Genomic DNA, 20,142 nt, shown 5'->3' with positions numbered 1-20,142 from the left:
TTATTATTTCTTTTTGTTAGCGACCGTTTTAACTGGTCCTTTACGAGTACGTGCATTGTTTTTTGTGTTTTGACCACGAACTGGTAAACCACGACGGTGACGAATACCTCTGTAAGAAGAAATCTCCATCAGACGTTTGATGTTTAAGTTTGTTTCACGACGAAGGTCACCTTCTACTTTGTAACCGTCAACCGTTTCACGGATTTTGTTTAATTCATCTTCTGTTAAGTCGCGCACACGAGTATCTTCAGAAATACCTGCTTCTGAAAGGATCTTTTGTGCGGAAGTTTTACCGATACCATAAATGTAAGTTAACGCGATAACAACGCGTTTCTCACGAGGGATATCTACACCTGCGATACGTGCCATTTATAGTGCACCTCCATTTTTATCCTTGTTTTTGTTTGTGTTTTGGGTTCTCACAAATTACCATTACTTTACCTTTACGACGAATAACTTTACATTTTTCGCACATAGGTTTAACTGATGGTCTTACTTTCATGTTTATAACCTCCTATTTATGATGGAGTTCGTTTATTTGAAACGATACGTGATGCGTCCACGCGTTAAGTCGTATGGACTCATTTCCACTGTTACTTTGTCACCTGGCAGAATACGGATATAGTTCATACGGATTTTACCACTAACGTGTGCTAAGATCTCATGACCATTTTCCAGTTCTACTTTGAACATTGCATTCGGTAAAGTATCAAGTACTGTACCTTCTAGTTCAATAACATCTTGCTTAGCCATTATCATTTGCCCCCTTTTTTTAAGTTTCAAGAAAGTCGAGATACATTGTCAACTCATCTATTATAAATGATTTGGTGCAATAAATCTACGAGCTTGTTTGGACTTTAGGTGAGGATAACGTCATATCACAAAGATCGATTTGGAACATAAAAAGTATCTTCACCCGGAGGCGAAACGGTAATGTGAATTAAAGGTTAGTTAAAATACCTTCAACGTCAGCTGTCACGTCTTGAATCTCTCTAGAACCGTCGATATTCTTCAGAATGCCCTGCTCGCTGTAAAAGTCGAGTAAAGGTTTAGTCTGTTTAATATTAACGCTTAAGCGATTAGCAACAGTTTCAGGATTGTCATCCTCACGTTGATATAATTTACCACCATCAAGGTCACAAATACCTTCTACTTTAGGCGGATTGAATACGAGATGATAAGTTGTTCCACAAGTCTCACAGATACGACGACCCGTTAAACGGTTCATCAGTTCTTCTTCCTGAACTTCAATGTTGATAACAGCTTCGATCTTACGACCTGACTCTTCAAGCATTGTATTCAGTGCCGCGGCCTGTTCAACTGTACGTGGGAAACCATCAAGTAAGAATCCTTTTTTAGCATCTTCTTCTGCTAAACGTTCTTTCACTATACCAATAGTCACTTCATCTGGAACAAGTTCGCCTTTATCCATGAATGACTTCGCTTCGTTACCGAGCGGAGTGCCATTCTTGATAGCAGCGCGGAACATGTCACCAGTTGAAATATGTGGGATAGGGTATTTCTTAATAATCTCACTCGCTTGAGTTCCTTTACCTGCACCAGGTAAACCCATTAAAATGATGTTCATTAATTTTCCCTCCTACTAACGTCTTCTAAATCCTCTATATTCACGTTGATTAAGCTGTGCTTTTAATTGAGCCATTGTTTCAAGTGCTACACCGATCACAATCAGTAAACTTGTACCACCAATACGAAGTGACTGGGGCAAGTTCATAAACGTTGTCGCAATAAGCGGCAGAATCGAAATACCTGCAAGGAATAATGAACCGACAAAAGTTAAGCGATATAATACGCGTGTAATATAGTCTTGCGTTGATTTACCAGGACGAATCCCTGGTACATAACTACCTTGTTTTCTTAAATTCTCTGCCATCTGTTCAGGATTAACCTGTACAAATGCATAGAAGTAAGAGAACGCGATGATCAGAATAATATAGATTACCATGCCGACACCATGTGTAGGGTCTGCATAAGTCGCAATGTTCTGAGCCCAATCTTGAGTCGGGAAGAACATTGTCAGTGTCTTCGGTAACATGAAGAATGCCATAGCGAAGATAACTGGAATAACACCGGCAGCATTCACTTTCATTGGAAGGAATGTTGCTTGTGGTGCTAAGCGATTGCCTGTTTGACGTTTAGCATATTGAATCGGAATTTTACGTACTGCCTGCAGTACAAATACCGCACCCGCTGTTAAAAGAATCATACCAATAAGTAAGCCAACTGCTTTCAGGATTGCCATAGTCGTATCTTCAGCACCTACGAAACTCTGCTGATAGAATTGTCCAAGCGCTGTCGGAATAGAAGACAGGATACCAGCGAAGATAATAATAGAAATACCATTACCTACACCGTACTGTGTAATCTGTTCGCCTAACCACACTAAAAATGCAGTACCAGCAGTTAAAACAAGTGCAATCAGCAGGAAGCTCCAGATCGATGTATTCTGAATCAACTGGCCTCCAAGCATGTTGTTAAAGCTATAACTCATTCCTAAACCTTGAATAAACGCTAAGATAATTGTGAAGTAACGCGTAACCTGATTAATCTTCTTACGTCCTACTTCACCTTGCTTAGACCATTCTGTCAGTTTCGGTACAACATCCATCTGCAGAAGCTGCATAACGATAGACGCCGTGATATAAGGCATAATCCCCATTGCAAGAATGGAGAAATTCTTTAGTGCGCCCCCGCCGAATGTGTTGAATAAATCAGTTACACCAGCGTTTGCTTGTGTATCAAAAGCACTTGGGTTAACACCCGGGACCGGAATGTAAGTTCCGATCTTAAAGATTAATAACATTGCGAGTGTAAACAATATCTTGCTACGAATTTCTTTTGTTGTGAAGAAATTCTTGAGTGTCTCAAACATTAGATCACCTCGTGAGTTCCGCCCTTACTTTCAATTGCTTCAATCGCTGAAGCTGAGAATTTATGAGCTTTGACTGTAAGCTTTTTAGACAGTTCACCGTTACCAAGAATTTTGATTCCTGATTTTTCAGCACTTACAACACCAGTTTCAAGTAATAAAGCTGGAGTTACTTCAGTACCTTCTTCGAAACGATCTAATTCGCTTACGTTAACGATAGCATATTCTTTACGGTTAATGTTAGTGAAACCACGTTTTGGAAGACGACGGAATAATGGTAATTGACCACCTTCGAAGCCTAAACGTACGCCACCACCTGAACGAGCTTTCTGACCTTTGTGTCCACGGCCACTTGTTTTACCGTTACCTGAAGCCATACCACGGCCTACACGGTTACGTTCTTTACGAGCACCTTCAACAGGTTTCATCTCATGTAATTTCATTACGGCACCTCCTTAATTAATAATAGAAATTAAATTTCTTTAACTGTCACTAAGTGACTTACTTTATTGATTTGCCCACGAATCGCAGGGTTGTCATCAACTTCAACTGTCTGATGCATTTTTTTGAGACCTAAAGCAGCAACAGTTTTACGTTGTGTTTCAGGACGACCGATGATACTACGAGTGAGGGAAATTTGTAATTTAGCCATTTGTATGCCCTCCTTAATTTAATAGTTCTTCGACTGTTTTTCCACGTAATTGTGCTACTTCTTCAGCCACTTTAAGTTCTTTTAAACCTTCAACAGTCGCGCGGACCATGTTGATTGGTGTGTTTGAACCTAAAGATTTAGATAAGATGTCAGTGATACCTGCTAATTCAAGTACGGCACGCACTGGACCACCAGCGATAACCCCTGTACCAGGTGCAGCTGGTTTGATTAATACGCTACCAGCACCGAAACGACCTGTTACTTGGTGAGGAGTAGTACCCTCTACACGAGGAACAGTGATTAAGTTTTTCTTCGCATCTTCGATTGCTTTTTTGATCGCTTCTGGTACTTCTTGAGCTTTACCAGTACCGAAACCTACGCGACCGTTTTTATCTCCAACGACTACAAGTGCAGTGAAACGCATACGACGTCCACCCTTAACTACTTTAGAAACACGGTTAATCGTAACTACGCGTTCTTCAAATTCTTTTACTTCTCTTTCACGACGCATTAAGTGTCCCTCCTTTTATTAAAATTGAAGTCCGTTTTCACGAGCTGCTTCAGCTAAAGCTTGAACACGGCCGTGGTATAAATACCCTCCGCGGTCAAAGACAACTGCAGTGATACCTTTTTCAACTGCTGCTTTTGCGACTGCTTCGCCTACTTTTTTAGCTGCTTCAACGTTTGATGTTGCATCTAAGTCTAAAGTCTGTGTAGATGCTTGTGCAATTGTAACACCTTGAGCGTCATCAATTACTTGAGCATAAATGTGTTTGTTAGAACGGTATACGTTTAAACGTGGACGCTCAGTTGTACCTGCAAGTTTCGCACGAACACGAGCATGTCTTTTTAAACGTACTTTATTCTTATCGATTTTAGAGATCATGTGAATACTCCTTTCTTTAAGTTAATTACTTACCAGTTTTACCTTCTTTACGACGAACGTATTCGCCTTCGTAACGGATACCTTTACCTTTATAAGGTTCTGGTGGACGAGTAGCACGGATGTTTGATGCGATCGCACCAACGCGCTCTTTAGAAATACCTTCAACTTTTACGCTAGTATTTTTCTCAACAGATAATGTGATACCGTCTTCTGCTACGATTTCAACTGGGTGAGAGTATCCAACGTTAAGGATTAAGTTTTTACCTTGCATTTGCGCACGGTAACCAACCCCGATTAATTCAAGTTTCTTTTCGAAACCTTTAGACACACCTTCAACCATGTTAGCGATTAATGCACGCGTTGTACCATGGATTGTTTTATGTGCTTTAGAATCAGAAGGACGAACAACTTCTAAAGTGTTGTCTTCTAAGTTATAAGTCATTTCTTCGTTAAATGTTCTTGTCAATTCACCTTTAGGACCCTTAACTGTCAGTGTGTGTCCATCAATTTTGATTTCTACACCAGCTGGGATGTCAATAATTTTCTTACCAACACGACTCATCTGTCGGCACCTCCTTCTTTAATAATTCTTACCAGATGTAAGCTAATACTTCTCCACCGATATTACGTTGACGCGCTTCTTTATCAGTTAAAACACCTTCAGAAGTTGAAACTAATGCGATACCTAAACCATTTAATACTTTAGGAAGTTCATCAGCTTTTGCGTATACACGTAAACCAGGTTTAGAGATACGTTTTAAACCAGTGATAACACGTTCGTTGTTTGAACCGTATTTAAGGAACATACGGATAACACCTTGTTTGTCATCTTCGATATATTCTACGCTTTTAACGAATCCTTCACGTTTAAGGATTTCAGCGATTTCTTTTTTAATGTTTGATGCAGGTAATTCTAATTTTTCGTGACGCACCATGTTTGCGTTACGCACACGTGTTAGCATATCTGCGATTGGATCTGACATAGTCATTAAAATTTCCTCCTTTCAACTCTTTGATTTTACCAGCTTGCTTTTTTAACGCCAGGAATCTGACCTTTGTAAGCTAATTCACGGAAACAAATACGGCAAAGTTTAAATTTGCGGATAACTGAATGTGGACGTCCACAACGTTCACATCTTGTATAAGCTTGAACTTTGAATTTAGGTTCACGTTGTTGTTTAACGATCATTGATTTTTTAGCCATTAAGTTTTAGCCTCCTATTAGATTAGAGATTACTTTTGAAATGGCATACCGAATTGAGTTAACAATTCACGAGCTTCCTCGTCAGTGTTAGCCGTTGTAACGATAACGATATCCATTCCTCGTACTTTACTTACTTTATCATAGTCAATTTCAGGGAAAATGAGTTGTTCTTTAACACCTAAAGTGTAGTTACCACGGCCGTCAAACGCTTTGTTTGAGATACCACGGAAGTCACGTACACGAGGAAGTGAAACGTTTACTAATTTGTCGAAGAATTCGTACATTCTTTCGCCACGTAACGTTACTTTCGCACCGATAGGCATTCCTTCACGTAAACGGAATGTTGCGATTGATTTTTTAGCTTTAGTAACCATTGGTTTTTGACCAGTGATTGCTTGAAGTTCTTCAACTGCAGTATCTAATACTTTAGAGTTTTGAACAGCATCACCGATACCCATATTCACAACGATTTTTTCGATTCTTGGTACTTCCATTACTGATGCGTAGTTAAACTTTTTCATCAATTCAGGTGTAATTTCATTATTGAACTTTTCTTTTAAACGAGTCAAAGTGAGAACCTCCTTCCAAGATTATTAAATGATTTCTCCAGACTTCTTCGCAACACGAACTTTTTTACCGTCTTCTACTTTGTAGCCGACACGTGTTGGTTTGTTTGTTTTAGGATCCAGTAACATAACGTTTGATACGTGAATCGCAGCTTCGCGCTCTTCGATTCCGCCTTCAGGATTCATTTGTGTTGGTTTTTGGTGTTTTTTGATGATGTTAACACCTTCAACTACAACGCGATCTTTTTTAGGAAGTGCTTCAATTACAGTTCCTGTTTTACCTTTATCTTTACCTGTGATAACGATAACTTTGTCGCCTTTTTTTACGTGCATGTCGAGACACCTCCTCAATTTTTAGTGGTTATTATAATACTTCAGGTGCTAATGAAACGATTTTCATGAAGTTGCCGTCACGTAATTCACGAGCAACTGGTCCGAAGATACGTGTTCCACGAGGACCTTTGTCGTCACGGATGATAACACAAGCGTTCTCATCGAATTTGATGTAAGAACCGTCGTTACGGCGTACACCAGATTTAGTACGAACGATTACTGCTTTAACAACGTCACCTTTTTTAACAACGCCACCTGGTGTAGCATTTTTAACAGTACATACAATAACGTCACCAATGTTAGCTGTTTTACGGCCAGATCCGCCTAATACTTTAATAGTTAATACTTCACGGGCACCAGAGTTGTCTGCTACTTTTAAGCGTGATTCCTGTTGGATCATTCTGAGTTACCTCCTTTATCTTATATTGATTAAATAATGATTGATTCTTCAACTACTTCAACTAAACGGAAGCGTTTTGTAGCTGATAAAGGACGTGTTTCCATAATTCTTACGATATCGCCCATTTTAGCTGTATTGTTTTCATCATGTGCTTTATATTTTTTCGTATACTTGATACGTTTGCCGTATAAAGAATGTGTTTTGTAAGTTTCTACTGACACTGTAATTGTTTTATCCATTTTGTCAGATACAACTTTACCAGTGTAAACTTTGCGGTAATTTCTTTCGCTCACTAGAGTGTCCTCCTCTTTTCAATTATTTTTGTTCAGTTTTTTGTTGCTCAATTTCTCTTGCACGTACAACAGTTTTCATTCGCGCGATTGATTTCTTTACTTCACGAATACGTGCTGTATTTTCAAGTTGACCTGTAGCTAACTGAAAGCGTAGGTTGAAAAGTTCCTCTTTAAGCGCTTTTACTTTTGATTCAATTTCAGAAGTGGTTAAATCTCTAATTTCCTTAGCTTTCATTTGTGTCACCACCCAATTCTTCACGTTTTACAAACTTAGTTTTCACTGGAAGTTTGTGAGATGCTAAACGTAATGCTTCACGAGCTGTTTCTTCTGGAACACCAGCGATTTCAAACATAATACGTCCAGGTTTTACTACTGCTACCCATCCTTCAACGGCACCTTTACCAGAACCCATACGTACTTCTAAAGGTTTTTTAGTGTAAGGTGTATGTGGGAAGATTTTGATCCAAACTTTCCCGCCACGTTTCATGTAACGAGTCATTGCGATACGGGCAGATTCGATTTGACGTGATGTGATCCAAGCAGTTGTTGTTGCTTGTAAACCATATTCACCAAATGTTACTTCATTTCCGCCTTTTGAACGACCAGTTGTTTTAGGTCTATGTTGACGACGGTATTTTACACGTTTCGGTAATAACATTATTATTTTCCTCCTTCACTAGACTTCTTAGTAGGAAGAACTTCTCCACGGTAGATCCATACTTTAACACCTAATTTACCATAAGTAGTGTCTGCTTCAGCATGTGCGTAATCGATGTCAGCACGTAATGTATGAAGTGGAACAGTTCCTTCAGAATATTGCTCAGCACGTGCGATATCCGCACCACCTAAACGACCTGATACTTGAGTTTTGATACCTTTAGCACCAAGTTTCATAGCACGTTGAATTGCTTGTTTCTGAGCGCGACGGAATGATGCACGGTTTTCTAATTGACGAGCGATGTTTTCAGCAACAAGTGTTGCATCCATATCAACTTTCTTGATTTCAACAACGTTGATGTGTACGCGTTTGCCAGTTAAACCGTTTAAGTTGTTACGTAATTTTTCGATTTCAGAACCGCCTTTACCGATAACCATACCAGGTTTACCAGTGTGGATAGCGATATTAACGCGATTAGCTGCACGTTCGATTTCTACACGAGAAACAGAAGCGTCTTTTAAGTTTTCTGCGATATATTTACGAATTTTTAAGTCTTCGTGTAACAGAGTAGCGAAATCTTTTTCTGCATACCATTTCGCATCCCAGTCACGGATGATACCGACACGAAGTCCGATAGGATTAATTTTTTGACCCACTGTATTCCCTCCTTAATGAGATATTAATTATTTAGCTTCTTTATCTGCTACTACGATAGTGATATGACTAGTACGTTTGTTGATCGCGCTCGCACGGCCTTGTGCACGTGGGCGGAAACGTTTTAAAGTCGGACCTTCGTTAGCATATGCTTCTTTAACCACTAAAGTGTCGATGTTCATGTCGTAGTTATGCTCAGCGTTTGCTAAAGCTGACATTAATAATTTTTCCACTACTGGTGAAGATGCTTTATTTGTTAATTTTAAGATGGCAATTGCTTCGCCAACTTCTTTACCTCGGATAAGATCTAAAACTAATCTCACTTTACGAGGTGCGATACGGATTGTTCTTGCTACCGCTTTTGCTTCCATGGTTTCTCCTCCTTAAATATGAAATTAGCGTTTAGTTTTCTTGTCGTCTGCACCGTGACCTTTGTAAGTACGTGTAGGTGCGAATTCGCCTAATTTGTGTCCAACCATATCTTCAGTTACGAATACAGGCACGTGTTTACGTCCATCGTATACTGCGATAGTGTGGCCGATGAAGTTAGGGAAAATAGTAGAGCGACGAGACCAAGTTTTAATTACTGATTTTTTAGTGTTTGCTTCCATTGCTTCAACTTTTTTCATTAAGTGATCGTCAACGAAAGGTCCTTTTTTAAGACTACGAGCCATTGTGGCGCCTCCCTCTTATCCTGCTGTACACTGCGGCTTATGCCGCAGTCAGCAAGTTGATTTTATTATTTCTTACGTCCACGAACGATAAGTTTGTTAGAACGGTTTTTCTTTTTACGAGTTTTCTTACCAAGGGTTGGTTTACCCCATGGAGACATTGGAGATTTACGTCCGATTGAAGTACGTCCTTCACCACCACCGTGTGGGTGATCGTTAGGGTTCATTACAGAACCACGAACAGTTGGGCGTTTGCCTTTCCATCTAGAACGACCGGCTTTACCGATGTTGATAAGTTCGTGTTGTTCGTTACCTACTTGACCGATTGTAGCACGGCAAGTTGAAAGGATCATACGAACTTCACCAGATTTAAGACGAACAAGAACGTATTTACCTTCTTTACCAAGTACTTGAGCAGATGTACCAGCTGAACGTACTAACTGACCACCTTTGCCTGGTTTTAACTCGATATTGTGGATAACTGTACCGACTGGGATGTTGATAAGTGGTAATGCGTTACCTACTTTAATATCTGCTTCTGGACCGTTGTTGATTTCTTGACCAACAACTAAGCCTTTAGGCGCGATGATATAACGTTTTTCACCATCTAAGTAGTGGATTAATGCGATATTCGCTGAACGGTTTGGATCGTACTCGATAGTAGCGACTTTACCTGGAATACCATCTTTATTACGTTTGAAATCAATAACACGGTACTGACGTTTATGACCGCCACCTCTGTGACGTACAGTCAATTTACCTTGGTTGTTACGACCCGCTTTTCTCGGAAGGGGCTCAAGTAATGACTTTTCAGGTGACGTTGACGTAATTTCAGCGAAATCTGAACCTGTCATATTACGACGACCGTTTGTTATTGGCTTATAATGTTTAATTGCCATTGTCGTTTTACCTCCTTAATGGTAAATGTTTATTTTTAGTTGAAGAAATCGATTGATCCTTCTTTTAATGTAACGATTGCTTTTCTACGTTTGTTTGTGTAGCCAGTGTAGCGACCTACACGTTTCTTTTTCGCTTTGTAGTTCATTACGTTCACTTTATCAACTTTAACGTTGAAGATTTCTTCAATCGCAATTTTGATTTGAGTTTTGTTAGCGCGAGTGTCTACATCGAATGTATACTTCTCGTCAGCCATCTGCTCAGATGAACGTTCAGTGATTACGGGGCGCTTAATGATATCGCGAGCTTCCATTAACCGAGCACCTCCTCTACTTTTTGAACTGCTGCTTGAGTCATCACTACTTGGTTAGCATGAACGATATCTAAAACGTTCAGACCAGATGCAGTTACAACTGTCACACCAGGGATGTTACGAGCTGATAAGAACACGTTAATGTCTTCAGCGTCAATAACGAAAAGTACTTTTTTAGGCAATTCAAGTGTCGTTGCCATTGATTTGAATTCTTTTGTTTTTGGAGCATTGAATGTTAATGCATCAAGAACTGTGAATTCGTTGTCTCTTACTTTAGCTGATAATGCTGAACGAAGCGCTAAGCGGCGCATCTTCTTAGGCATTTTGTAAGAGTAGCTTCTTGGTGTTGGTCCGAATACGATACCACCACCACGCCATTGTGGCGCACGGATTGTACCTTGACGAGCACGGCCAGTTCCTTTTTGTTTCCAAGGTTTACGTCCACCACCGCGTACTGCTGAACGGTTTTTTACTGAGTGCGTACCTTGACGAAGTGAAGCACGTTGAAGATTGATTGCTTCGAATAATACATGTTGATTAGGTTCGATACCGAATACGTTGTCGTTTAATTCGATTGAACCTGCTTTAGATCCATCTACTTTTAATACATCATAATTAGCCATTATGTTATGTCCTCCTTTCAGCTATTATTTATTGCCTTTTTTAATTGAAGTCTGGATTTTAACTAATCCTTTTTTAGGTCCTGGAACATTACCTTTAACTAAGATAACGTTGTTTTCAACATCAACTTTAACGATTTCTAAGTTTTGCATAGTAACAGTATTACCGCCCATACGGCCTGGTAATGCTTTACCTTTAAATACTTTAGAAGCGTCAGATGCCATACCCATTGAACCTGGGCGTCTGTGGTAACGAGAACCGTGACTCATTGGTCCACGTGACTGTCCGTGGCGTTTGATTGCGCCTTGGAAACCTTTACCTTTTGAAGTTCCTGTCACGTCAACGATGTCACCAGCTTGGAATGTATCAACAGTGACTTCTTGACCTACTTCGTATTCAGAAGCATCTACGTTTCTGAATTCACGAATGAAGCGCTTAGGCGCTGTGCCTGCTTTTTTAGCATGGCCTTCAGCTGGCTTAGTTGCATATTTATTAGACTTACGGTCTTTTTTGTATGCTTGTTTGTCTTCGAAACCGATTTGGATTGATGAGTAACCATCAACTTCGTCAGTTTTCTTTTGTAATACAACGTTTTGTGCTGCTTCTACTACAGTTACTGGAATTAACTCACCGTTTTCAGCGAATACTTGAGTCATTCCCACTTTTCTTCCTAAGATTCCTTTGGTCATCGAAAGTCGCACCTCCTACTTTAAATTATAATTTGATTTCGATGTCTACGCCTGACGGTAAGTTTAAGCCCATAAGAGCATCAACTGTTTTAGGTGTAGGGTTAACAATGTCGATAAGACGTTTGTGTGTGCGTTGCTCAAATTGCTCACGTGAGTCTTTGTATTTGTGCACGGCACGGATGATTGTATAAACTGTTTTTTCAGTTGGTAACGGAATCGGACCAGATACTTCAGCACCTGAACGTTTCGCTACTTCTACAATCTTCTCAGCTGATTGATCGATCACACGGTGATCATAAGCTTTCAAACGAATACGAATTTTTTGTTTTGCCATTATTTTACCTCCTCTTGATATCGTCTATTTTGGTTTGATAGACTTCTCCACGAAAATTGTCTCACACATCGCCATGGCAAAGCGGCCGGGTGTGTCAGTAACCTCTCGCTTCATCGCTTTTAAAAGTCCAACAGTAGATATAATACAGGACTTCACTGTAAAAATCAACACTTTACACTAGAAATGTTGATTTTATTTTCAAACCGTATTTTTATATTCTACCGATTATCAGTGCTGGGTGCAAGTCATTATAATTAAGGAATTTTGCCAAAGATAGTATAATAGAAGTATCTTCCATTAGAAAGAGCATGTATGGATGGAAGACGACAAACAAGGAGGTTATTTAATGAAAAGTTCATTTCGTATTTTATTCTTAGTACTAGGTATTATCGCATTGATGCGTGAAGCATTTTTTGGCTTACCGATTATCGGCGACCTGTATGTGTTATCTACAGCCTGGGCTCCAATTGGTACTAGTTTAATCATTTATGGTATTATGATTGCCGCGATGCTTGCTGATCAATATGGACGTTCTAAAGAACTTTTATGGGTACCGATTGTAGGGATTGTTTTCAGTCTCATATCATTCGTTCCTATCGTTGCAATGATTCTTCACTGGGTGATGACATTTATTATGATTTACTTCATCATCCGCGTCATGTCATTCCCGAAACAAGTCGGTAACACACACGTCTACTACGGTGGGGATACAGATAAAACAGTGAATAGAAGATATGAATAGAAAAATCGACTGTCCTTAACTAAGGGCGGTCGATTTTTTTGCGGGGATATTTATGCAAAGACTGGAGTTATCAGCGTTATTTACCGTTTATCGCTGGTAACTCCCTGGTTCAGTCTCTTTATCCTGAGTTATCAGCGATATTTGCCGTTTATCGCTGGTAACTCGACATGCCCCCCCCTATCTCGCACCAAAACAAAAAAAGAATGGCCGCAGCCATTCTTATGAATGTTGTACAAATATGAAGTAAAGAACAAACACGATAAAGAGTACATACATAATAGGATGAATCTCTTTTCTTCTGCCTGCCATAATCATTGTAATCGGATAGAAGATAAATCCACAGGCGATACCTGTTGCGATTGAATATGTCAGCGGCATCATGATCATCGTCAGGAATGCCGGTACTGCGATTTCAAAACGGTCCCATTCGATTTTACTTAAGTTAGAGACCATAAGTACACCAACAATCACGAGTGCCGGTGCTGTTACAGCACTCGTCACGACCGCCATCAGTGGCGAGAAGAATAAGGCTAATGCAAAGCAAAGTGCTGTGATTACACTGGCAAAACCTGTACGTGCACCGACTGCTACACCTGCTGATGATTCAATGTAAGAAGTTGTTGTTGAAGTACCGAAGACTGCACCAGTCATTGTCGCGAGTGAATCCGCAAAGAGTGCACGGCCAGCACGTGGTAATTTATTGTCTTTAACAAACCCTGCCTGGTTCGCTACAGCCACTAATGTCCCTGCTGTATCAAAGAAATCGATGAAAAGGAATGTCAGTACGACTGCAACGAAATGCCATGTCAGTAACTGGCCAGGATCCTGAAACGCTTCAAATGCTTTACCGAATGTCGGTTCAACACTTGGAATCTGGCTGATGATCTGTTTTGGCGGATCAATCAGACCAAATATCATACCGAAGATAGCTGTCAGCATCATCCCGATAAAGATACTGCCTGGTACTTTACGTGCCATTAAAATGACAGTAATGACGATACCCCCGACTGCAAGTAGGACATGCGGGTCGTGGATGTTACCGATTGTTACCAATGTCGCTTTACTTGGCGCGACAATGCCTGCACCTTTTAATCCGACAAAAGTAATAAAGAGACCGATACCTGCTGAGACGGCCATCTTCAGTTCGAACGGTATGGCGTTGATGATCGTTTCACGCCAGCCGCTCATGGTTAAAAGCGCAAAAATCAGTCCTGAGAAGAGAACACCTGTCAGACCAATCTGCCACGGGATACCGTATGTCAGAACAACTGTGAACGCGAAGAATGCATTCAGTCCCATACCTGGTGCGAGTGCGATCGGATAATTGGCGATAAGTCCCATGAAGAGACAGCCGACGATTGAAGCAAGGATCGTTGCAACGAATACTGCGCCTGCATCCATACGCATTGCGTCTGGCAGATCAGGCACATCTTTAAGTGATAACATCGCTGGATTGACAGCTAGAATATAGGCCATTGATAAGAAAGTAGTAAGACCACCGAGAATCTCGCGCTTATAGTTAGTGCCGAGTTCATCGAATTTAAAATAATTCTTCATATTAACTCCTTACGTTCTTTTTTAAAATACTTGTATATTCTATTACGCGACTCAGTAAAAAGCAATAAGAAATCGAACATTCATAATAAATAATCCTTTTTTGTTCGTTATTTAACTAAAAAAGACTACCTCTATAGGCAGTCTCATAATTTCAATCCTTTTAATGCATCGGCAAACGGGTTATTGACTGGTTCTTCTTTCTGCGTATACTTCTTGATGTCATTACGTGATACTTTTCCTGTTTTCTTGGAACTGAATCTCTTATCCATCTGTTCCTGCGTCTCATGGAATCCGCATGTACAGCTGTACATCGCCTTCGGTCCTTTGCCATGGAGCGTCAGCTTCTTCTTACAGTTCGGACAGCGGGCATTCGTCTTACGCTGGACATTTTTCTTCGTCTTACACTGCGGATCCTGACAGACCAGCATCTTCGTATTCTTCGTCTTGATTTCGAGCATAAACTTACCACACGTCGGACATTCAGTTGACGTCAGATTGTCATGCTTGAATTTATCTTCACTGTCTTTGATTCCTTGAATCAGCTGTTCCGTAAATGTTCTCATTTCACCGATAAACGCTTTTCGGTTGTATTTACCGCGTTCAATCAGCGTCAGTTTGTGTTCCCACTCTGCTGTCAGTTCCGGCGATTTCAGTTCAGCAGGCGCAAGTTCCAGCAGCTGTTTCCCTTTATTAGTGACGCGAAGTTTGCCGTCAGACGATTCAATGGCATTCAGATTATAAAGCTTCTCTATAATATCTGCTCTTGTCGCTACGGTACCAATACCCCCTGTTTCTTTCAGGGTTGAACGACTTTCTTTATCCAGCTTGAAGATAGCTGCAGGATTTTCCATCGCTTTCAGCAGCGTTCCCTCATTGAAATATGGAGGCGGTGTTGTTTCACCGTATGTCTTCGTTAGCTTTGCATTTAAGCGGTCACCTTTTTTGAATGCCAGTGCAGCTCTTTCAGTCAGCTGTTCATATAAAGCTTTAAAACCAAGTTCGACTGGTCGTTCGTGTTTCGCAGTGAAGACCGTGTCGCCGATCGTCACTTTCACGGTCTGCAGTTCATAACGATAAGGTTTTAAGAGTACGCTCAGGAACCGTTCTGCAATCAGCTCATATATATGACGTTCGCGGAGCGTCAGATCATCCGGACGCGCCTTGACTTCTGTCGGCACAATCGCATGGTGATCGGATACTTTTGAATCATCAATAAAATGTTTGCTGCCTTTAATCTGTGTCTTGATCAGTTCAACGACAACAGGTCTGAACTGCGTGCCGCTGAGTGCTGCGACGCGGTCACGAAGTGTTGGTACCATATCTTCTGTTAAATAGTTGGCATCTGTTCGGGGATACGTCACCAGTTTATGGCTTTCATATAAGTTCTGCATCGTACTCAGCGTTTCTTTAGCAGAGTATTTGTAGCGTTTATAAGCTTCCTGCTGAAGTGATGTCAGGTCATACAGTTTATCAGGATATTTCTTTTTCTCCTGACTGTCGACAGCATTCACGACCGCTTCAAGTCCCTGCAGCTTTTTCTGCAGCTCATCTATCTGTCTTTCATCAAAAATCTGATTTGGCCCGCTGAACTTCGTACCATTTATAACTGCTTCAAGTCCGTAATATTTACGCGCCTTAAACTGATTGATTTCATCCTGACGCAGCTTGACCATCTGCAATGTCGGCGTCTGAACGCGACCTGTAGATAACTGTGCATCATATTTAGTCGTCAGTGCACGTGTTGCATTGATACCGACAATCCAGTCAGCCTCACTTCGTGCCAAAGCAGCATCGTACAGCCCCTGATACTGGCGGCCGTCTTTTAATTGATTGAAGCCATCTTTAATCGCTTTATCAGTGACCGAGCTGATCCAGAGACGTTTAACAGGTTTTTCCCCTTTACACTTCTCCAGTATGAGTCGTGCCACCAGTTCTCCTTCGCGGCCGGCATCTGTCGCGATGATGATTTCATTGACATCACTGCGCTCTATCTGATGTTTCACTGTATTGAACTGCTTACGCGTCTTACCGATGACGACCGTCTTCATATACTTCGGGAGAATCGGCAGTTCGTTTAAGTCCCATGTCTTATACTTATTGTCGTATTGTTCCGGGTCTGCATTCGTCACTAAATGACCTAATGCCCATGTGACGATATAACGGTTGTTTTCCATATAGCCTTCTTTTTTCTGATTGCAGCCGAGGACACGTGCAATATCACGCGCAACAGACGGCTTCTCAGCAAGTACGACTGATTTCATCCTATCATTCCTTCTCGTAAAGTCATTGCATCATTATAGCATTCTTTCAGTTGAGTTCACATCTTAAGTACTGTATGCTATTTGAAAATAAGGAGGTTTTCTGCATGCTGTTTCCTGAATCAATCCGCACACTTGTCTGCTCTGATTTTGATGAAACTTACTTCGCCCATGACCGAAATAATGCTAAAGACGTTAAAGCACTCATGGATTATCTGAACAAAGAACGCCACCTGCTGTTCGGTATCGTCTCCGCCAGCACGCTTGATATGATTAAAGGCTGTCTAGACGAAATGGAGATGGAATATCCTCACTTCATTGCCTGTAATTCTGGTACAGAACTCTACTATTATAAAGACGGCGAAGAAATTTATGACCTTGACTACGAAAAGATGCTGATGCAGCAAGGTTTTACAAAGTCGACGATTCTGGATGTTGAAAAATCACTTGCAGACCGTGACATCCAGCTGATGGTACAGGAACTTTTTGTAGATGCGCCTTTCTCACGTAATTATTATTATCGTGAAACAAATAGAGAGGAAGACGAACGCCGGTTCCAGCAGATACGCGCTACGGCAGAAGCACAGCACTTAATCGTCAACATCAGTAAATGCAATCCGTTGATCGGTGACCCTGCTGACTGTTACGATGTGGACTTTTTCCCGGAGAGTGCGGGTAAAGATGCCATCGTGCGTTATCTTATCCAGAAATATGACATCGACTTTGACGAGACTTATGCGTTTGGTGACAGCGGCAATGATATTAAGATGCTAAATGCAGTCAAACATGGGTATTTAGTGAGTAACGCAACAGCTGAAGCGAAAGAACGACATTTAAAACATGCAGACTTCCCTTACAACAAAGGCATCCTCTCTATTCTTGAAAGAAGGAGCGAGTGATATGGATATTAAAAAGACAGCTCAGTTTATTCATAGATTGAATCAGACACCCGAGCACCGCGTGGGCTATCTTCCGCGGTCTATTGAAGCGATCGAAACGTTACTTAGTAACCTGGCTGACGATGATATCATCATGAAAGATCAGACATTTATCGGCATAATCAGAGAAGAAGATTCCGCGAAAGTAATCGGCCCGCTGACGACTGATTTCAATTTGGATGCGATTTATGACATGTGGCGCACTTTAACTCATCGCCATCCGGATATCAAAACATATGAATTCTATATTGATGACCGCTACCAGTTCGGTCAGCAGGCGATGAAATCATTGAAAACCCAGTACTTAGATACGCAGTACACGATGACAGCAGAACAACTGACTGATGACATCGATACGAGACAAGACATTAAATACAGCCCTATCTATAAGAAGAGTTTCTGTGAACTGCTGAAAAACCTATATGTTGACGTCTCTGAGAAGAAAAAAGAGATTCTTGATTCTCTTGATGATCACTATGAACTCTTCCTGTTACTCAGTGAAGGAATCGTCAAAGGCTATGTTATTCTGGAAGTGAATGACCAGGCTGTCTGCTATATCGATCATGTAGAGACACATAAACATTATCGCCAGCAAGGTATCGGTCACAAACTGGTCGCACATGCAGCGAAGCATGCGTTTAACGAACATCAGGCGATAGCCATCCAGCTCGTTGTTGAAGATAAGCGAAAACGTGCGATTGAATTTTACGAGAAACTCGGTTTCAAGAAGACTGACGAAATGCATCACTTTAAATATACGATTGACTCGGGCGACCTTTAAGGTCGTCTTTTTTGCGTATCACGTATGTTTTACAGGTGTCATGAAGGGAATGAAAAACTAACAGCATAGTAAAGGAGCTTTTAATGGATATTCTCATCGCATTATTACCGGCGCTTCTCTGGGGAAGCGTCGTTCTCATCAACGTCAAAGTCGGCGGCTCGCCTTATGAGCAGATTATGGGAACAGTTATCGGTGCTTTTCTGATTGGTATCGGCGTCTATATCTTCGTTCAGCCGGAGCTGAGCTGGAAGATACTGCTGGTCGGTGCCGTTTCTGGTGCTTTCTGGGCACTCGGTCAGGGTAACCAGCTGAAGAGTGTCGATATGATCGGCGTTTCCCGTACAATGCCCATTTCTACAGGGATGCAGCTCGTCGGCACTACTTTAATTTCGGTCCTCTTCTTCAATGAATGGAGTAGTACCACGTCCGTTATACTCGGTCTTACAGCACTTGCCTTACTAGTTGGCGGAGTTATTCTCACTTCGCTGAAAGGCGATAAAGACGACGAAGATAAAAAAGGCGGACTCACCAAAGCGATTCCGATTCTGCTCATTTCAAGTATCGGCTATATCACTTATGTCGTCATCGGCCAGTTCTTCGGGGTCGAAGGCTGGGATGCTTTATTCCCGCAGGCTATCGGTATGGTACTCGGCGGATTACTCTTAAGTTTCAAACATAACCCTGGACAGAAAGCTGTTCTGAAGAACATTCTACCGGGTATCGTCTGGGCGCTGGGTAACATGGCGATGTTCTATTCACAGCCTCGTGTAGGCGTTGCCACTAGTTTCTCATTCTCACAGATGCTCGTCGTTGTTTCTACGCTCGGCGGAATCTTTTTACTCAAAGAAAAGAAAACGAAGAAGCAGTACATCAGCATCGCTATCGGTATTGTCCTGATTATTGCCGCTGCCTTTTTACTCGGTTATGCAAAAGAATAATAAGGAGGAAATTCAATGTATTCTGATTTAAAAGATAAAGTCGTCGTCATTACAGGTGCTTCAAGTGGTATCGGTAAAGCGATGGCAGAAGAATTCGGTAAAAACGGAGCAAAAGTGGTCGTCAATTATAACTCCAGCCAAGAAGAAGCAGAGAGGGTCGCTGAAACAGTCAAACAAAATGGTGGACAGGCCGTCACTAAGCAAGCGGATGTGTCAAATGAAGAAGATATTCTCGCGCTTATTCAGACCGCTATTGATGAATTTGGCAGTCTGGATATCATGGTCAACAACGCCGGCACAGAAAAAGCGATTCCGACTGTTGAGATGACAGCAGAAGAATTCAAACGCGTCATGGATATCAATTTGACAGGTGCTTTTATCGGCAGCCGGGAAGCTGCTAAATACTTCATTGAGCATGATATCAAAGGAAATATCATCAATATCTCCAGCGTTCATGACATCATCCCGTGGCCGAATTACGTCAATTATGCTGCAAGTAAAGGCGGTATGAAGCTGATGATGGAAACGATGAGTATGGAATTTGCGCCTAAAGGAATCCGCGTCAATAATATCTCACCTGGTGCCATTATGTCGGCACATACGCGTGACAAGTTCACAGATCCTGAGACACTCGCTCAGACTGAGAAAATGATTCCTATGGGTATGATCGGTCAACCTGAGCAAGTTGCGACTGTTGCGACATTCCTTGCCAGTCAGAATGCCAGCTATATTACAGGAGAAACCATCTACGTCGATGGCGGTATGACAAAGTATCCGTCATTCATGGGCGGTAAAGGCTAAAATAAAAAACGCGCTGAATTTCAACAATTCAGCGCGTTTTTTGTTATGATAGATGAAAATAAAGA

33 protein-coding genes are annotated in these 20,142 nt (G+C 41.3%); 5 read left to right on the top strand and 28 right to left on the bottom strand.

Annotation, left to right across the window (positions count from 1 at the left end; genetic code table 11):
• Positions 1–3: 3 nt before the first annotated feature.
• The 26 genes from rpsM to rpsJ form a co-directional block, all read right to left on the bottom strand.
• Complete coding sequence (gene rpsM / locus MGG13_RS01230; RefSeq protein WP_133431440.1) at positions 4–369, bottom strand: 30S ribosomal protein S13; 366 nt, start codon at positions 367–369, stop codon at positions 4–6.
• 19 nt (positions 370–388) lie between these two features.
• Complete coding sequence (rpmJ, locus tag MGG13_RS01225; RefSeq protein ID WP_003720928.1) at positions 389–502, bottom strand: 50S ribosomal protein L36; 114 nt, start codon at positions 500–502, stop codon at positions 389–391.
• A gap of 32 nt (positions 503–534) precedes the next feature.
• Positions 535–753, bottom strand: coding sequence for a translation initiation factor IF-1 (gene infA, locus MGG13_RS01220; RefSeq protein ID WP_133417855.1), 219 nt, complete (start codon positions 751–753; stop codon positions 535–537).
• A gap of 187 nt (positions 754–940) precedes the next feature.
• Complete coding sequence (locus MGG13_RS01215) at positions 941–1,588, bottom strand: adenylate kinase (RefSeq protein WP_133431439.1); 648 nt, start codon at positions 1,586–1,588, stop codon at positions 941–943.
• 15 nt (positions 1,589–1,603) lie between these two features.
• A complete protein-coding gene (gene secY, locus MGG13_RS01210; RefSeq protein WP_239035072.1) occupies positions 1,604–2,893 on the bottom strand; it encodes a preprotein translocase subunit SecY in 1,290 nt (429 codons plus the stop codon).
• Positions 2,893–3,333, bottom strand: coding sequence for a 50S ribosomal protein L15 (gene rplO, locus MGG13_RS01205; protein ID WP_133431437.1), 441 nt, complete (start codon positions 3,331–3,333; stop codon positions 2,893–2,895). Before rplO ends, secY begins: the two co-directional genes overlap by 1 nt.
• A gap of 29 nt (positions 3,334–3,362) precedes the next feature.
• On the bottom strand, positions 3,363–3,542 hold the full coding sequence (gene rpmD, locus MGG13_RS01200; protein ID WP_133431436.1) for a 50S ribosomal protein L30: 180 nt from the start codon (positions 3,540–3,542) through the stop codon (positions 3,363–3,365).
• Positions 3,543–3,555: 13 nt separating this feature from the next.
• A complete protein-coding gene (gene rpsE, locus MGG13_RS01195; protein ID WP_133431435.1) occupies positions 3,556–4,053 on the bottom strand; it encodes a 30S ribosomal protein S5 in 498 nt (165 codons plus the stop codon).
• A gap of 18 nt (positions 4,054–4,071) precedes the next feature.
• Complete coding sequence (gene rplR / locus MGG13_RS01190; protein WP_133431434.1) at positions 4,072–4,428, bottom strand: 50S ribosomal protein L18; 357 nt, start codon at positions 4,426–4,428, stop codon at positions 4,072–4,074.
• 25 nt (positions 4,429–4,453) lie between these two features.
• Positions 4,454–4,990, bottom strand: coding sequence for a 50S ribosomal protein L6 (rplF, locus tag MGG13_RS01185; RefSeq protein ID WP_133431433.1), 537 nt, complete (start codon positions 4,988–4,990; stop codon positions 4,454–4,456).
• A gap of 28 nt (positions 4,991–5,018) precedes the next feature.
• Entirely contained in the window at positions 5,019–5,417 is a 399-nt protein-coding gene (gene rpsH, locus MGG13_RS01180; RefSeq protein WP_096077492.1) for a 30S ribosomal protein S8, read from the bottom strand.
• A gap of 29 nt (positions 5,418–5,446) precedes the next feature.
• On the bottom strand, positions 5,447–5,632 hold the full coding sequence (gene rpsN, locus MGG13_RS01175) for a 30S ribosomal protein S14 (RefSeq protein ID WP_133417847.1): 186 nt from the start codon (positions 5,630–5,632) through the stop codon (positions 5,447–5,449).
• 29 nt (positions 5,633–5,661) lie between these two features.
• On the bottom strand, positions 5,662–6,201 hold the full coding sequence (gene rplE, locus MGG13_RS01170; protein WP_133431432.1) for a 50S ribosomal protein L5: 540 nt from the start codon (positions 6,199–6,201) through the stop codon (positions 5,662–5,664).
• A 24-nt stretch (positions 6,202–6,225) separates the two neighbouring features.
• Positions 6,226–6,531: a 50S ribosomal protein L24 gene (gene rplX / locus MGG13_RS01165; protein WP_133429849.1), complete on the bottom strand. Its 306-nt coding sequence runs from the start codon at positions 6,529–6,531 to the stop codon at positions 6,226–6,228.
• Between the two features lie 31 nt (positions 6,532–6,562).
• Positions 6,563–6,931, bottom strand: coding sequence for a 50S ribosomal protein L14 (gene rplN, locus MGG13_RS01160; protein WP_133429850.1), 369 nt, complete (start codon positions 6,929–6,931; stop codon positions 6,563–6,565).
• Between the two features lie 29 nt (positions 6,932–6,960).
• The gene (rpsQ, locus tag MGG13_RS01155) at positions 6,961–7,224 is read right to left on the bottom strand and encodes a 30S ribosomal protein S17 (RefSeq protein ID WP_133431431.1); all 264 of its coding nucleotides are present in this window, start codon (positions 7,222–7,224) and stop codon (positions 6,961–6,963) included.
• Between the two features lie 22 nt (positions 7,225–7,246).
• Positions 7,247–7,459 carry a 50S ribosomal protein L29 gene (rpmC, locus tag MGG13_RS01150; RefSeq protein ID WP_133417843.1) on the bottom strand — a complete coding sequence of 71 codons (213 nt, stop codon included), beginning with the start codon at positions 7,457–7,459 and terminating at the stop codon, positions 7,247–7,249.
• Positions 7,449–7,883 (bottom strand): 50S ribosomal protein L16, encoded by a 435-nt coding sequence (gene rplP, locus MGG13_RS01145; protein ID WP_133431430.1) that lies wholly within the window; start codon positions 7,881–7,883, stop codon positions 7,449–7,451. Before rplP ends, rpmC begins: the two co-directional genes overlap by 11 nt.
• Positions 7,884–7,885: 2 nt before the next feature.
• Complete coding sequence (gene rpsC / locus MGG13_RS01140) at positions 7,886–8,539, bottom strand: 30S ribosomal protein S3 (protein ID WP_133431429.1); 654 nt, start codon at positions 8,537–8,539, stop codon at positions 7,886–7,888.
• A gap of 27 nt (positions 8,540–8,566) precedes the next feature.
• Positions 8,567–8,908, bottom strand: a complete 342-nt coding sequence (rplV, locus tag MGG13_RS01135) for a 50S ribosomal protein L22 (RefSeq protein WP_133451662.1) — start codon at positions 8,906–8,908, stop codon at positions 8,567–8,569.
• A 24-nt stretch (positions 8,909–8,932) separates the two neighbouring features.
• A complete protein-coding gene (gene rpsS / locus MGG13_RS01130; protein WP_133431427.1) occupies positions 8,933–9,211 on the bottom strand; it encodes a 30S ribosomal protein S19 in 279 nt (92 codons plus the stop codon).
• Between the two features lie 65 nt (positions 9,212–9,276).
• Positions 9,277–10,107 carry a 50S ribosomal protein L2 gene (gene rplB / locus MGG13_RS01125; protein ID WP_133431426.1) on the bottom strand — a complete coding sequence of 277 codons (831 nt, stop codon included), beginning with the start codon at positions 10,105–10,107 and terminating at the stop codon, positions 9,277–9,279.
• A 35-nt stretch (positions 10,108–10,142) separates the two neighbouring features.
• Positions 10,143–10,418, bottom strand: a complete 276-nt coding sequence (rplW, locus tag MGG13_RS01120) for a 50S ribosomal protein L23 (protein ID WP_133431425.1) — start codon at positions 10,416–10,418, stop codon at positions 10,143–10,145.
• Entirely contained in the window at positions 10,418–11,041 is a 624-nt protein-coding gene (rplD, locus tag MGG13_RS01115) for a 50S ribosomal protein L4 (RefSeq protein ID WP_133431424.1), read from the bottom strand. Before rplD ends, rplW begins: the two co-directional genes overlap by 1 nt.
• Positions 11,042–11,065: 24 nt before the next feature.
• The gene (gene rplC / locus MGG13_RS01110) at positions 11,066–11,728 is read right to left on the bottom strand and encodes a 50S ribosomal protein L3 (RefSeq protein WP_133431423.1); all 663 of its coding nucleotides are present in this window, start codon (positions 11,726–11,728) and stop codon (positions 11,066–11,068) included.
• Between the two features lie 25 nt (positions 11,729–11,753).
• Positions 11,754–12,062: a 30S ribosomal protein S10 gene (gene rpsJ / locus MGG13_RS01105; RefSeq protein WP_133417834.1), complete on the bottom strand. Its 309-nt coding sequence runs from the start codon at positions 12,060–12,062 to the stop codon at positions 11,754–11,756.
• A 346-nt stretch (positions 12,063–12,408) separates the two neighbouring features.
• Between rpsJ and MGG13_RS01100 the strand changes: the two genes are divergently transcribed.
• Positions 12,409–12,804, top strand: a complete 396-nt coding sequence (locus MGG13_RS01100; RefSeq protein ID WP_239035071.1) for a hypothetical protein — start codon at positions 12,409–12,411, stop codon at positions 12,802–12,804.
• A 219-nt stretch (positions 12,805–13,023) separates the two neighbouring features.
• Here the strand turns inward: MGG13_RS01100 and MGG13_RS01095 are convergent, their stop codons facing one another.
• Positions 13,024–14,361, bottom strand: coding sequence for an NCS2 family permease (locus MGG13_RS01095; RefSeq protein WP_239035070.1), 1,338 nt, complete (start codon positions 14,359–14,361; stop codon positions 13,024–13,026).
• Between the two features lie 143 nt (positions 14,362–14,504).
• Positions 14,505–16,622: a DNA topoisomerase III gene (locus MGG13_RS01090; RefSeq protein WP_239035069.1), complete on the bottom strand. Its 2,118-nt coding sequence runs from the start codon at positions 16,620–16,622 to the stop codon at positions 14,505–14,507.
• Positions 16,623–16,726: 104 nt separating this feature from the next.
• On the opposite strand from MGG13_RS01090, the gene MGG13_RS01085 reads away from it, so the two are divergent.
• The 4 genes from MGG13_RS01085 to MGG13_RS01070 all read left to right on the top strand — a co-directional run bounded on the left by MGG13_RS01085 (position 16,727) and on the right by MGG13_RS01070 (position 20,077).
• Positions 16,727–17,518, top strand: coding sequence for an HAD-IIB family hydrolase (locus MGG13_RS01085; RefSeq protein ID WP_165983070.1), 792 nt, complete (start codon positions 16,727–16,729; stop codon positions 17,516–17,518).
• Between the two features lies 1 nt (position 17,519).
• Entirely contained in the window at positions 17,520–18,338 is an 819-nt protein-coding gene (locus tag MGG13_RS01080; RefSeq protein ID WP_239035068.1) for a GNAT family N-acetyltransferase, read from the top strand.
• A gap of 83 nt (positions 18,339–18,421) precedes the next feature.
• Positions 18,422–19,276, top strand: coding sequence for a GRP family sugar transporter (locus MGG13_RS01075; RefSeq protein WP_239035067.1), 855 nt, complete (start codon positions 18,422–18,424; stop codon positions 19,274–19,276).
• A 15-nt stretch (positions 19,277–19,291) separates the two neighbouring features.
• Positions 19,292–20,077: a glucose 1-dehydrogenase gene (locus MGG13_RS01070; protein ID WP_239035066.1), complete on the top strand. Its 786-nt coding sequence runs from the start codon at positions 19,292–19,294 to the stop codon at positions 20,075–20,077.
• Positions 20,078–20,142: the final 65 nt, after the last annotated feature.

It is taken from the genome of Macrococcus brunensis, assembly GCF_022343725.1.
GTDB classification, from domain to species: Bacteria; Bacillota; Bacilli; order Staphylococcales; family Staphylococcaceae; genus Macrococcus; species Macrococcus brunensis.
Note: the sequence above shows the minus strand (reverse complement) of the source record. Positions and strands in the feature narration are given on the sequence as shown.

Bases quoted from the DNA above. Each gene is read 5' to 3' on its own strand.
- rplW (WP_133431425.1), bottom strand. From the start codon at position 10,418: ATGGAAGCTCGCGATATCATTAAGCGCCCCGTAATCACTGAACGTTCA.
- rpmJ (WP_003720928.1), bottom strand. From the start codon at position 502: ATGAAAGTAAGACCATCAGTTAAACCTATGTGCGAAAAATGTAAAGTT.
- rplN (WP_133429850.1), bottom strand. From the start codon at position 6,931: ATGATCCAACAGGAATCACGCTTAAAAGTAGCAGACAACTCTGGTGCC.
- rpsN (WP_133417847.1), bottom strand. From the start codon at position 5,632: ATGGCTAAAAAATCAATGATCGTTAAACAACAACGTGAACCTAAATTC.
- secY (WP_239035072.1), bottom strand. From the start codon at position 2,893: ATGTTTGAGACACTCAAGAATTTCTTCACAACAAAAGAAATTCGTAGC.
- MGG13_RS01085 (WP_165983070.1), top strand. From the start codon at position 16,727: ATGCTGTTTCCTGAATCAATCCGCACACTTGTCTGCTCTGATTTTGAT.
- MGG13_RS01080 (WP_239035068.1), top strand. From the start codon at position 17,520: ATGGATATTAAAAAGACAGCTCAGTTTATTCATAGATTGAATCAGACA.
- rpmD (WP_133431436.1), bottom strand. From the start codon at position 3,542: ATGGCTAAATTACAAATTTCCCTCACTCGTAGTATCATCGGTCGTCCT.
- rpsS (WP_133431427.1), bottom strand. From the start codon at position 9,211: ATGGCTCGTAGTCTTAAAAAAGGACCTTTCGTTGACGATCACTTAATG.
- MGG13_RS01090 (WP_239035069.1), bottom strand. From the start codon at position 16,622: ATGAAATCAGTCGTACTTGCTGAGAAGCCGTCTGTTGCGCGTGATATT.
- rpsE (WP_133431435.1), bottom strand. From the start codon at position 4,053: ATGCGTCGTGAAAGAGAAGTAAAAGAATTTGAAGAACGCGTAGTTACG.
- MGG13_RS01095 (WP_239035070.1), bottom strand. From the start codon at position 14,361: ATGAAGAATTATTTTAAATTCGATGAACTCGGCACTAACTATAAGCGC.
- rplF (WP_133431433.1), bottom strand. From the start codon at position 4,990: ATGAGTCGTGTTGGTAAGAAAATTATTGACATCCCAGCTGGTGTAGAA.
- rplD (WP_133431424.1), bottom strand. From the start codon at position 11,041: ATGGCTAATTATGATGTATTAAAAGTAGATGGATCTAAAGCAGGTTCA.
- rpmC (WP_133417843.1), bottom strand. From the start codon at position 7,459: ATGAAAGCTAAGGAAATTAGAGATTTAACCACTTCTGAAATTGAATCA.
- rpsM (WP_133431440.1), bottom strand. From the start codon at position 369: ATGGCACGTATCGCAGGTGTAGATATCCCTCGTGAGAAACGCGTTGTT.
- MGG13_RS01070 (WP_239035066.1), top strand. From the start codon at position 19,292: ATGTATTCTGATTTAAAAGATAAAGTCGTCGTCATTACAGGTGCTTCA.
- rplR (WP_133431434.1), bottom strand. From the start codon at position 4,428: ATGATCTCTAAAATCGATAAGAATAAAGTACGTTTAAAAAGACATGCT.
- MGG13_RS01215 (WP_133431439.1), bottom strand. From the start codon at position 1,588: ATGAACATCATTTTAATGGGTTTACCTGGTGCAGGTAAAGGAACTCAA.
- MGG13_RS01075 (WP_239035067.1), top strand. From the start codon at position 18,422: ATGGATATTCTCATCGCATTATTACCGGCGCTTCTCTGGGGAAGCGTC.
- rplX (WP_133429849.1), bottom strand. From the start codon at position 6,531: ATGCACGTAAAAAAAGGCGACAAAGTTATCGTTATCACAGGTAAAGAT.
- rpsH (WP_096077492.1), bottom strand. From the start codon at position 5,417: ATGACTATGTCAGATCCAATCGCAGATATGCTAACACGTGTGCGTAAC.
- infA (WP_133417855.1), bottom strand. From the start codon at position 753: ATGGCTAAGCAAGATGTTATTGAACTAGAAGGTACAGTACTTGATACT.
- rplB (WP_133431426.1), bottom strand. From the start codon at position 10,107: ATGGCAATTAAACATTATAAGCCAATAACAAACGGTCGTCGTAATATG.
- rplP (WP_133431430.1), bottom strand. From the start codon at position 7,883: ATGTTATTACCGAAACGTGTAAAATACCGTCGTCAACATAGACCTAAA.
- rplC (WP_133431423.1), bottom strand. From the start codon at position 11,728: ATGACCAAAGGAATCTTAGGAAGAAAAGTGGGAATGACTCAAGTATTC.
- rpsJ (WP_133417834.1), bottom strand. From the start codon at position 12,062: ATGGCAAAACAAAAAATTCGTATTCGTTTGAAAGCTTATGATCACCGT.
- rplO (WP_133431437.1), bottom strand. From the start codon at position 3,333: ATGAAATTACATGAGATGAAACCTGTTGAAGGTGCTCGTAAAGAACGT.
- MGG13_RS01100 (WP_239035071.1), top strand. From the start codon at position 12,409: ATGAAAAGTTCATTTCGTATTTTATTCTTAGTACTAGGTATTATCGCA.
- rplV (WP_133451662.1), bottom strand. From the start codon at position 8,908: ATGGAAGCAAAAGCGGTAGCAAGAACAATCCGTATCGCACCTCGTAAA.